Origin of the sequence: Vibrio sp. 10N.286.51.E5 (assembly GCF_041469125.1) — a bacterium.
Taxonomy (GTDB): Bacteria; Pseudomonadota; Gammaproteobacteria; order Enterobacterales; family Vibrionaceae; genus Vibrio; species Vibrio crassostreae_C.
Genome location: NZ_JBFRJZ010000009.1, coordinates 42,038 through 54,349, shown reverse-complemented (window position 1 = coordinate 54,349; position 12,312 = coordinate 42,038). Strand labels below are relative to the sequence as shown.

Genomic DNA, 12,312 nt, shown 5'->3' with positions numbered 1-12,312 from the left:
TATGTTTGATCAGTTTACTTCACCGTTTAGGTTGAAAGACAAAGGCATAATGGGAATGAACAAGCGTAACCATAGTTATATTGGTCGCTACAATGATCGTTCCAAGTATCCACTCGTTGATGACAAGCTTAAGACGAAGATCATTGCTGAACAGGCTGGTGCTACTGTACCAAAACTGATTGGCGTGATTGGTCATCAAGCTGAAGTAAAAACAATCCACAAGATGGTAAAAGAGTGGCCGGGTTTCGTAATCAAGCCAGCTCAAGGCAGTGGTGGTAAAGGTATCCTTGTTGTGACTTCTCACAAGGACGGCGTTTACACCAAGCCATCGGGTTCGACTATCAATGAAGAAGACGTAGAGCGCCACATCAGTAACGCTCTCGCGGGTCTTTTCTCACTCGGTGGTAAGAACGATGTTGCTGTAGTTGAAAACCTCATCAAGTTTGACGAGTGTTTTGACGGCTTCAGTTACGAGGGTGTACCAGATGTACGAATCATTGTATTCAAGGGCTACCCTGTAATGGCGATGATGCGTCTATCGACTTCGGCTTCTGATGGTAAAGCTAACTTGCACCAAGGTGCTGTGGGCGTAGGTATTTGTATCGCTACGGGTAAAGCCGTTCGTGCGGTTCAATTTGACCACCCAGTGACTCACCACCCAGATACGGGTAAAGAGTTGGCGCTACTTCAGGTACCACACTGGGAAAAACTGCTAACACTAGCTTCAAGCGCTTGGGAAATGACAGGTCTTGGTTACATGGGTACTGACATGGTTCTAGACCAAGAAGAAGGCCCAATGGTACTTGAGCTTAACGCACGTCCAGGTTTGGCTATCCAAATCGCGAACGGCGCAGGTTTATTGCCTCGATTGCACCATATTGAGAACCTTGGTACACCGGCTGAATACCCGAAACCAGCAGAGCGCGTTGCCTACGCTGCCAAGCAATTCGGTGTTCACGGTAACGAGATTGTTCCAAACTAAGCGATTTGCTGACTAGGTCACTTGATACCTAATAGAGCTTATAAAAAAGGCCGCATAACTCTGAGAGTTACGCGGCTTTTTAGTATCTGCGGTTAAATTAGCGGATTAGGTTAAGTCTCTGTAGATTCAATTACAGGCTCTCGAATTGGATCAATCCGCACCGCCGCCACCTTAAACTCAGGGATCTTAGCGTGTGGGTCGGTCGCTGTGGTCGTCAAACGGTTAACCGGCGATTCAACAAAATGGAATGGAATGAACACCACACCCTTTTGCATTCGCTTAGTCACAAACGCCGCGATTTCTATTTCACCACGACGTGTCGACACCTTGAGCATCTGACCATTCGAGATTCCTAACGCTTCAGCATCGTGAACACTGACCATTGCACGTGGCCCCGCTAAGTTATCCAGGCCTTTGGTTTTACGCGTCATAGTGCCTGTATGGAATTGCTCTAAGATACGCCCTGTCGTTAGAACTAACGGATACTCTTCATCCGGTAGCTCAGCAGCGTATCTAAACGGAATCGCCTCCATTTGACCACGCCCACGGGTAAATTGGGTCTGGTGCATGATACGAGTGCCATCAGGGTTATTCTTATTACTCGGCCATTGCACGCCATTGACCGTAATGTTCTCCCAACGTAAACCACCATACTGTGGTGTTACACGTGCTATCTCATTGGTGATATCGGCAACGGTGTTATAGTCCCAACCACCGCCCATTGCGTTGGCTAGCATTTGGATAATCACCCAATCTTCTTTCGCTTCACCTGGAGGCAATACCGCCGGGTTAATACGCTGAACACGACGCTCGGTATTAGTAAAATGACCAGACTTCTCAGCAAACGAGCAAGACGGTAGCACCACATCGGCATATTGAGCGGTTTCGGTTAAGAAAATATCTTGAACCACGAGGAAATCTAACGCTTCAAGACCTTCAATCACATGCGCTTGGTTCGGGTCACTCAGCACTGGGTTCTCGCCCATTACGTACAGACCACGAACATCTCGATGACACGCTCCATCAATAATTTCGGTCAACGTTAAGCCTGTTTCAGCCGGTAGGTCAGAAACACCCCACTCCATCGCGAATTTTTGACGAACCATTGGGTTGTACACTTTCTGATAACCCGGAAGGTTATTTGGCAATGCGCCCATGTCACACGCACCCTGAACATTGGATTGACCACGTAATGGGTTGATACCGCCGCCTTCAATTCCGATATTGCCACACAAGAGCTGTAGGTTAGCGATTGATCGAACGTTATCGTGACCAGTGGTATGTTGCGTAATGCCCATCGAGTAGTACACCGCTGTACGCTCTGCAGTACCAATCAATCGCGCCATTGCGAAGATGTCTTCCGCTTTAACGCCAGTTACCAGCTCCACTTTGTCTAGTGAATAACTTGGTGACATTACCTCTTGAAGCAAGGTATCAAAGCCATCCACACGGTCTTCGATATACTCTTGGTCGTACCAACCGTGTTTGATGATTTGCTGCATCACACCATTGATCAACATTACATCAGTACCCGGTCGGTGCGCTAAATAAAGTTCAGCATGGTCAGCAATATCGATTCGTTTTGGATCGGCAACGATCAATCTCGCTCCACCATGCCTCACAGCTTGCTTGATATGCGAGCCAATAATTGGGTGTGCTGACGTGGTGTCGGAGCCAATAATAAAGATCACATCTGAGTGCTTGATGCTTGGAATATCATTGGTCATCGCCCCGCTACCTAGCGAAGCCTCTAAACCAGTAACAGTAGATGCGTGACAAAGGCGCGCACAGTGATCGACGTTATTGGTACCGAGTTCACGACGTATGAATTTTTGGAAGGCATAGTTATCTTCATTGGTGGTTTTCGCCGACGAGAACCCCGCTAAAGCGTTACTGCCAAAGCCTTGCTTAATCGCAGTAAACTTCTCGGCAATAAGCTTAACTGCCTCATCCCAACTTGCAGGTTGCAACCAGCCATCTTTACGAATTAATGGTGTGGTTAAACGCGCATCGCTGCCCACAAAATCGAAGCCAAATCGTCCCTTAACACACAACATGCCTTCATTAACCGGAGAGTCTCCGCCTTCGATATAGCGAATTTTGTTTTTCTGCTCATCGATATGCATGGTTAACTTACAACCCACACCGCAATAAGTGCAGATGGTATCGACTTTCTTGAGTACGTCTGTGTCTCCCTGCTTTCTGTCGCGAGCATCGACCATTGCACCGGTTGGACACGCCTGAATACACGATCCGCATTGAACGCAGTTTGAGTCGCCCATTAAGGTCTTGTCCGCCCCAAAGTTAGGACGACATTCTGGTCTTGATGCAGGTTTGCCATCCGATTGGTTCATGAAGCTTAGAACGCCATGAACATTCTGTTCTCGACACGCTTGGATACACTGGCCACAACTAATACAGCGGTTAGCGTCAAAGATAATGAACTCAGAACTGTCATCGACCGAAAATTTTTGTCTTGTTAACCCGACCTTCGCTTCTTCAGCACGAATCGCCTGCCAACTCTCATTCGAAGCCACATCGATTTTGTATTCAGGATGGGTTTGCGTTGCTTTGTATTCAGTCGAGTAGTCTCGTAGGTCGCAATCTGTATTAGCTTGGCAGCCACACTCTAGACATCTTGCAGCTTCAGCGATTGCATCGGCATTATCAAACCCTGTTTCTACTTCATCGAAGCTTTGTTCACGCTGTTCGGGCGTTAGCTCAGGCATGATCTTGCGCGCCATGCGTTGTATAGATTTGTATTGCTCAGGATCCACCGCTTTGAGCTGTTTGTGCTTTCTTGAGTTAAACGGTTTGGCCGGAATATTTTCCATATCACCGTGGAAGAAGCGATCGATCGCTTGTGCAGCAATACGCCCATCCCCCACCGCTTCGACTGCGGTTGCAGGGCCGCGTCGGAAATCACCAATACTGAAAATATTTCCGGTTCCGGTATGCATGGTTTGTGGATCAGCATCTGCGGTATTCCAACGAGTAAGAGGAATATCAATCGCTTCATTGTCCATAAAGCTCAGATCAGGCTTTTGCGACACGGCAGCAATAACCGTATCAAACGCTTCAACAAAGAACTCGCCCGTTGGTTTAGGGCTGCGGCGGCCTGAAGCATCAGCAGGACCCAAAGCCATTCGTTCTAATCGTATTTCTGATACAAGACCATTTTCATCGGCTATGTTTTCTGCAGGGTTGGTTAAGAAGTGGAACTTCACACCCTCATGTTCAGCTTCTTCGATTTCGTAATCTTCTGCTGGCATCTCATCTCGAGTACGACGATAAATCAGCGTAGTATCCGCGCCATCACGAACTGCGGTTCGAGCACAGTCAATCGCTGTATTACCGCCACCGATCACGGCAACCTTTTTACCAGTGACGTACTGCTGGTCGGTCACGTAATCTTTCAGATAATCGACACCCAAATAACAACCTCCGAGTTCGCTACCCGGGTAATTCATCTCGACCGCTTGCGATGCACCAACGGCTAAACAAACCGCATCAAAATCGTTACTTAAATCAGACAGTGTAAAATCAACACCGAGTTTTTTACCGCACTCAACCACCATTCCGTTGCGACACATCAACTCGATTTCTTTATCTAGAATCGACTTAGGTAAGCGATATTCAGGGATACCGTAACGCAGCCAACCACCCGCTTGCGGCATCGACTCATAGACACTGACATCATAGCCTTCGTTAGATAGGTAATAACCCGCCGTAAGCCCACCGGGGCCACTACCGACAATTGCAATACTCTTGCCTTTATTCGGTTTCTTAGCTGGCATGTAGCTCTCTTGAGTCGCTAAATCCGCGTCGGCAGCGTGTCGTTTGAGTTGGCGAATCGCAATGGATTCATCAACCAAGTTACGACGACATTCGGTTTCACAGAAAGCAGGACACACACGACCAATTGAAAGCGGCATTGGTAATGTCTTTTTGATCACTTCAATCGCTTTGATGTGATCATTTTGAGCAATATGGTGCAGGTAAGATTGGATGTCGACCCCAGCAGGACAGGCTGTTTGGCATGGCGCCTCACAGTCAGCGTAGTGATCGGTCATAATGCGATTCAACGCTTCTTGTCGATGATTCGTTAACTGTTTTGACTGAGTGGTAATATTCAACCCATTAGACACTTCAAGCTCACAAGAGCGAGTAACACCAACGCCATCAACTTCAACGACACACAAATCACACGGCACTTTATCCGCTGTTTTGTTCAAACCACATAAAGATGGGATTTCCAAACCACATGTTTTTGCCGCTTCAAGAACGGTTTGTCCTTGCTCGACGATTCGATATTTCCCATCAATCACGATTTGAATCATACCTAAGTCCTACCTTTACCTTTCGCACACGCGAGTTATCAATAATTAAAATTTAAGTAATACAATATTATTAATATTATTAAATCTATGTCATTACCATACATTATTTGTGGTTTTGTGCGTGTGACCTCAAACAAGTTCCATTGATAATAACCACAAGGTATGAGTGGTCTTATCAGTATCGATAAAAGAATTAGGCGAGAGGAGTTCAGTTGAGGAAATTAGATTCAAGATACAAAAAAGCCCCTATTGATTAGGGGCTTTGTACAAATATCATTGAGTCGCTTTCGAGCTTATAACTCAGTTATCAAGCTTATTGCTCGGCTATCAAGGTTATTGCTCAGCTTCTTCAATAAGCTCTTGAACTGGGGATGCCGGTTTGTTTTGAGCAAAACCGCGCAGGCCAACAACATGTACGTGCTCGTGATCTTTAAAGACCTTACGAACCAGTTTGTAGGTTGTGCCTTTCTCAGGGCTAATGTTCTCTGGTGCTGCAATCAAAAGTTGCATACCTAAACGGTCACACAGTTCGAACAAGGTAGAGATAGATTTCGCATCCAGACGAGCTGCTTCATCAAGGAACAACAAACGACATGGAACGATGTCTTTGCTACGAAGTCGACGAGACTCTTCTTCCCAGCTCTGAACAACCATCAGTAGGATAGACTGACCAGTACCGATCGCTTCACCCGTAGACAGTGCGCCCGATTCCGCTTGTAACCAACCGTCTGAACCACGGTTAACTTCAACACTTAATTCTAGGTAGTTGCGGTAATCCAGTAGCTCTTCACCTAGAACTTGTGGAGAACGTTGACCCATATCGATATGTGGGTTAACACGTTGGAACAACTTCGCCATCGCTTCTGAGAAGGTAAAGCGTGTTGATTCAAACAAGTCTTTGTGTTGCTCTTGCTGAGTCGCTAGCCCTGATAGCAAGATCTCGTGGCTTTCACGAATCTTAACGTTCAGACGTACGCCCTTAACCTGACCAAAGTAGATGTTCGACAGCCCTTGGTTCAGCATTCGAATACGGTTCTGCTCGCGCTGAATCGTTTTCTTGATGATGCTTGCTACGGACTCAGAGCTGATTGCCAGGCGATTTTCACGCTGCGTCAACTCTTCTGTTAGTCGAGCTAGCTCCACTTCCATCTCTTCGATTGCTTCAACCGGATCATCCGTGTGAATAATATCTTGGCGAATACGCTCACGAAGGTGTTGGTAAACCGCAATGTAGAACAGAACTTTACGCTCTGGATGCGCGTTGTCTTCAGATAAACGCAGCGAATCACGCAGGTCGTCATTGTCGGCTACCGCCAGACGTAGCGCACCCAGTGATTTATCCGACATAGAGCGAAGCTCGCCTGCCGTTAGATAAGCCAGTTCACGTTTATGCAGACGACGTTCAACATCATTCTCACGCGCTAAACGAAGTACTGAACACCAACCCGCTTTCGCTGCAACAACGAAAGTACGAAGCTCGGTGTACTCTTTTTGAACTTTCTTAAGACGCTTAGCCAGTGCTTTCATCTCAAGTTCAGTTGACGTAATCGTACGCTCGTATTCACTCTTACGGCTGCGAGATGTGTGCAGACGCTCTTGAAGCTCGTCACGACGACGTACAGCACGCTCTTCAGCGCCTTCGTCAGCGTTTACGCCGAACTCTTGTAGCTCTTGTTTGAACTCTTGAACCGTTTCTTGCTTCGCTTGATGTGAGCTCTTCAGTGCCGCCAATACTTGGTTGTATTGGTTCATCTGTTCGCGAGCTTGCTTCAAGCCATCGCGGCCTTTGGTTCTTGCTTGTTCAGCTTGAACCAACTTCGCTTTCAGTTGCTCGCTCAGTTCACTGCTCTTATTAAGCAAATCAACAGAATCCGCGTAAGCAAAGTAATGACGACGCTCAATCAGATCAGACAGTGCGAACACTTTGCCTTTTAGCGTTTGTAGCGCGTTGTCTGCTTGACGGTACTCTGCTTCCAAAGCTTCGAATTGCTCTGGGTCAGCGTCTAGTGCAGATACGAACTGTTCTAGAGAAGTAAGCGCCTTGCCGTGCGTATTCAAGTAAGATTTCGCTTCACTTAAACGCTCTAGTTGCGCTTCTAATTCAGCTAAACGCTCAGCCAATGTTTCGTCTTCTAAAATACGAACCATTGGTGCTAATTTATCTAGCGCACCAAGTGCCTGCTTGCTTTGTAGAAGCTGACTGCGTTGCTGCTGCTCTTTAGAGTTAAGCTCAGCCAGAGAACGAACAATTTGATTACGCTTATCACGAATCGCAGCAAGTGCTTGCTCTGGGTCTGCGTTAAACGCAACGTGCAGGTGCTTCGCAACAAAGCTGTTGAATGCTTGGTATAGGCGATTCAGTTTTTGGGAGTCAAACGCTGCCTTCGCGTGGTTTTCAACCACAACGTCACGCTCTTCGCGCAATTTCTCTAGACGTTGTTCACGAGCCGCACGGCCAAACAGTGGGATCTCAGGGAAACGAGAGTAACGCATTTGGCGATCGTTCAGCTGAACACACACTGCGCCTTCAAGCTCATCGGCATTGAATGAACTGTCATCAAACGCGTCGACATCGCCTTCTAGGATGTAAAGGTCTTCTGGACAATCATCAAGATCCACCAGCTTCTCTTTAATACCATCAAGATCAGAAACCACAATTGCGTGACGAGCCGGGCCGTACATCGCACTGAAGTACGGCGCATCACCAATAGTGATATCATCGTAGATCTCAGAAAGCAGCATGCCACCAAGCGTATCCGCTAGGCCTTTGAGGCGAGGATCGTTAGAACCACCTGGAGACGCTAAACGCTCAATTTCGTGCTCAAGTTCAGCTCGGCGCGTAGCCAACTGATCTTTTGCTACCGCTTGAGATTTCTCATCTTCAAGCACTTGTTGCATTTGAGTCATCACCGCTTGGCTATCTTCTAGCTCAGCGTCGGTTTGATCTCTTAATGCTTCAAGCGCATCGTTTGCCGTGATCCATGCTGGAGCAATAGACTCAAGTTTTTGAATCTCTTGATCGTGGTTTTGTTGTACACGACGTTGCTCACTCTTCGCTTCACGCAGCTCTTCTTGAGCGTACTCAAGAGACTCGATCTGCATAGCATGACGTTCACGTTCTTCATCGAAAACCGCTTCGTCAGTCAGTGAGATGTTGTGTTGCTTTTGGTATTCAGTCGCTAGCTCTTTTGCTTGACGCTGCTGAGCCACATCACGAGCCATATCGCGGTGCTGAGCACGCCACTGCTGTTCATTTTCAACAACGTGTTTTGCGTTACGGCCTTTTTCTAAAGCTTGCTTAGCGCTTTGAGACGCTTCTTTACGCTCAACGTCACCCACAATACTTTTAACAAGAGCGAGCGCTTTGTCGAACTGCGCAGAAGCAGCAGAAGACATGTCTAGTTTATGTTTAGTAGACAGCAGCGTTTGAGTGCTTGATTCTTCTTGTGCTTTTAGCTCAGAAACCAGAGTTAGTGCGCTTTCTGCCGTAATAGACTCATCACCAAGTAGCTGCTTAGTTTTCTCTAATGCTTGAACCGCTTGCTGGTATTGAAGTGCACGAGTCTGCTGAACATCCAATGCTTGTTGGTAATCAGCAAGCTGAGTTTTCAGGCTATCCACTTCTTCTTCAGTGATGGTTGCCTGCTCTTCAGCAAGAAGTACTCGTTCTTGAGCTTCTTCAACCACCATAATCTGCTCTTCTAGACGCTCATTCAGCTCTTCTAGATCTTCGCTGTAGCGAGCAATTTTTTCTTGCTGACGAAGTGCAGTTTGAACCAACTGAAGATGATCCGATGCCGCTTGGTAATCTTGCTCTAGTGCCGATTCTTGATCGACAAGTAGTTCTAGTTCTTCTTGAACGCGATTCAACAAATTGTTTTGATCAAGCAAGGTTTCACGAGAACCGAACAGTTCACCACGGAACTTCATGGTTTGATCTAACTTGTTACGACGATCGTTTGCATGGCGCATGTAGTCCGCAGCCACGTAGTTCGTAGATTCAGTGATCAAGTGCTTGAACAGGTCACGATCCGACTGAGTCGTCTTGATCGCTTCTAGCGTCATGCGGTTTTCACGTAGTGCTGATTCCATGTCTTGGAATGCTTTCTTCACACCACCGTTTTGCGGTAGAAGGTAATCACGCAGAGAGCGCGTAATTGCACTTGAGATACCACCGTAAAGTGATGCTTCAATTAAGCGGTAGAACTTAGAACGGTCGCTGCTGTTACGCAGTTTCTTCGGTACCACACCGTATTCAAACATCTGTGAGTGGTAATCAACAATCGAAGAGAAGGCTTTAAAATGCGCGCCTTCGTATTGTGCAACCGCCGCTTTCACGTCGTTCAACTGACATACGCGAGCGTGGCTGTCTGAAACGTTCTGAATCAACACATCCGTTGGTTTCACATGGCTTGGAAGGCCTTGGATAACGAACGGTTTAATGTCGACTTTCTTATCACGACCCGCGACTTGCTGCAGTTTTACTGCAAACAATAGACGCTGATTACGAGAGTTCACAACATCTAGTGCGGCATAACATGCGCCTGGCTGAAGCTTACCGTAAAGGCCTTTATCACGAGATGACTGTGAGCTACCCGCTTCCGTTGTGTTACGGAAATGCAGAAGGCTTTGGTCAGGGATCAGTGCTGTGATGAATGCCGCCATTGTGGTCGACTTACCCGCACCGTTACCGCCAGAAAGCGTTGTAACCAATCCATCAATATCAAAAGTACGCGCAAAGAAGCCGTTCCAGTTGACCATGGTTAATGATTGATACTTACCTCTTTCAATCATGCTTCACCTTCTACTTTTGTTTGTTCGCCAGCATTTGACTCAAGGTCAAAGTCAGCTTGATCGTTAAAAATGTCTTGTTGACCGTTTTCGTCTACGTCTGCATCTACTGCTGATGCGGCTTCTGCTTGCTCTTCATTCAACAAGCTACCTTGGTTAGGCTCTTGGGTATGCACCACAGCTTCACCATCACGGATAAGACGTAACTGCGCTTCTTTCATATCATCGCCAACACGAACGTCAGCGCCAAAACGGAATACCGCTTCGCTGATACGGAACTTGCCGGTTTCACCAATCGCAATCAACATACCGATACGGCGTAAGCGACGTAGAGAAGTACGTACTTTTTCGAACAGCTTTTCTTTATCTAGGTCAGAACCAGACGCACGGTTGGTTGCTAGCTTCATGAGTTTTTTCTCATCCGCTAACGACATCAACTCATCAAACAGTTCTTGGTTGGTGAAGATACCTTCATGAGCAAGACGTTCTGGGCTTAGGTATAAGAAACACAACACCTTTCCAACCAACATGTCGAGCTCAGACAACACACTACGACCAATCAGAGACGTAGAACGCGGACGCAGGTAATAGAAACCTTCCGGCGCTTTTACCAATTCCGTATTGTAGCGTTGATAGAAATGCTGAAGCTCAACTTCAAAATCAGACAGCAACGCGTGGTTATCTAGGTCTTCTGTTGAAACATGCTTACCTGAACGCAGCATGCTATCTAGCGCAGGGAACAGTGGGTTCGCTATCGCTTTTACCAGTTTCTCTGGCATGTAATCATCAGTACTTGTTAATGACATTTGCTTGTACCTTTGCACCGAAATCGTTAATTGCCTGCCAATCTGGCTGAATAGCCTGATAGTCAGACTCTGAGTAACCTAAGCGCACGGCTTGGTCGACAACAATTCTGGCTAAATCAAAATGGTGTGTGCGAGGGTGTGCAGCGAGGTAATCGCGTAACACAAGGCCAAGATCAATTGGCGCGCCTTGCTGTTTGTGAGCTTTTAACATCTCTGCAATTCGATCTGAAAGCAGGTCATTTACTTGCTCAAATTCTTCGTACTCTACGTCGATTGGTGCTTGTCCCATCACTTCGTCATCACGAAGCACGAGCGCTTCATCACGAAGATCCGTCAGCTTCTCAGCATCGGCGTAGGTCAATAACCAAGGCGCATCAAAGTAGTCAGTGACTGACTGACGCAAGCGCTGGCTAAAGGCGCGGTTTTTATCCATATCAATCGCGGTACGGATGAACTTGTGAACATGGCGGTCGTAGCCGATCCATAAATCGATGGCTTGTTGGCCCCAACTGGTGATTCGGTCTAGCTTCATCTGCAAGCCGAACAGGGTTTCGCCAACGAACTCGAGTTCATCGTCACCGTAAACAATTTCTTGAATATCGAGGATCTGTGTTTGCAGTTCATCCCCCGCCGCTTGCAAGGTGTCTTGCAATTCTTTTAGTGTGGACGAGGTTTCTGAAAGCAAGGTTTCACAGTTGTTAATCGCCTCTCGCCAATCCTTGTTTAAAAGGTCGGCAATTTGCTGTTTAACGGTTTGCTGCTGCTCATCCATAACACGTTGGTTAAGATCAATCTGATCGAAAATTTCACCAACAGAATACTTGAGCACGCCGTAAACATTCTTTCTCCAATGTCCTGGAGTTCCGCCTTTTTGTGCTGCTTCAATGGCTTTTGCCATCTCGTCCGCAACCATAGAAAGCTGGATAGACAGTTTTAACTTAGAGAACTGACGGTGGCGTAAGTAATAATCTGAAATACCAATCGCCAATGGTGATAAGCGATAAATACTCGCACCATCGGTGATTTCGCTGGTAAAGCGGCTAATCAACTTCTGTTTAACTAACTCGTTGATGGCATTGTTGGCACGAAACGCGGACGCTTCGCCAGTATCTTCAAACAGTCGAGTGACGATGGTAAATGCATCGTGCAGTTCACCCTCGCCCAACTCTTCATCGAACCTTTCATTGCTTAGTACTGCGATAGCAATCAAAAATGCTAAGCGCTCTGGTGGCAAGTTTAATGAAAAATCATGCTGCTTGACCCAGCCCACCAACTCATCAATTGGCTGCTCTTCGGCAGTTTGAGTCATTTCACTCATTGTGGTTCCTGTTACTGTTCTTCGTCATATCGAATGTATTAGATATGACGCCTATTTCTTTATGACGCGGGCTTC

Annotated in this window: 5 protein-coding genes; 1 reads left to right on the top strand and 4 read right to left on the bottom strand. The window is 46.9% G+C overall.

The features are described from left to right. Nucleotide 1 precedes the first annotated feature (1 nt). Nucleotides 2–982: an alpha-L-glutamate ligase-like protein gene (locus AB4161_RS02410; RefSeq protein ID WP_026084277.1), complete on the top strand. Its 981-nt coding sequence runs from the start codon at nt 2–4 to the stop codon at nt 980–982. Between the two features lie 110 nt (nt 983–1,092). On the opposite strand, the gene fdhF is transcribed toward AB4161_RS02410, so the two are convergent. The 4 genes from fdhF to mukF form a co-directional block, all read right to left on the bottom strand. Beyond that, entirely contained in the window at nt 1,093–5,322 is a 4,230-nt protein-coding gene (fdhF, locus tag AB4161_RS02405) for a formate dehydrogenase subunit alpha (protein ID WP_372082706.1), read from the bottom strand. A gap of 333 nt (nt 5,323–5,655) precedes the next feature. Next, nucleotides 5,656–10,116: a chromosome partition protein MukB gene (gene mukB, locus AB4161_RS02400; protein ID WP_372082704.1), complete on the bottom strand. Its 4,461-nt coding sequence runs from the start codon at nt 10,114–10,116 to the stop codon at nt 5,656–5,658. Next, entirely contained in the window at nt 10,113–10,919 is an 807-nt protein-coding gene (gene mukE, locus AB4161_RS02395; RefSeq protein ID WP_102398108.1) for a chromosome partition protein MukE, read from the bottom strand. Before mukE ends, mukB begins: the two co-directional genes overlap by 4 nt. Then, complete coding sequence (mukF, locus tag AB4161_RS02390; protein WP_017055049.1) at nt 10,900–12,237, bottom strand: chromosome partition protein MukF; 1,338 nt, start codon at nt 12,235–12,237, stop codon at nt 10,900–10,902. Before mukF ends, mukE begins: the two co-directional genes overlap by 20 nt. Nucleotides 12,238–12,312: the final 75 nt, after the last annotated feature.

What these genes read in the sequence shown, in the direction of transcription:
- AB4161_RS02410 (WP_026084277.1), top strand. Translation starts at nt 2, where the DNA reads ATGTTTGATCAGTTTACTTCACCGTTTAGGTTGAAAGACAAAGGCATA.
- fdhF (WP_372082706.1), bottom strand. Translation starts at nt 5,322, where the DNA reads ATGATTCAAATCGTGATTGATGGGAAATATCGAATCGTCGAGCAAGGA.
- mukB (WP_372082704.1), bottom strand. Translation starts at nt 10,116, where the DNA reads ATGATTGAAAGAGGTAAGTATCAATCATTAACCATGGTCAACTGGAAC.
- mukE (WP_102398108.1), bottom strand. Translation starts at nt 10,919, where the DNA reads ATGTCATTAACAAGTACTGATGATTACATGCCAGAGAAACTGGTAAAA.
- mukF (WP_017055049.1), bottom strand. Translation starts at nt 12,237, where the DNA reads ATGAGTGAAATGACTCAAACTGCCGAAGAGCAGCCAATTGATGAGTTG.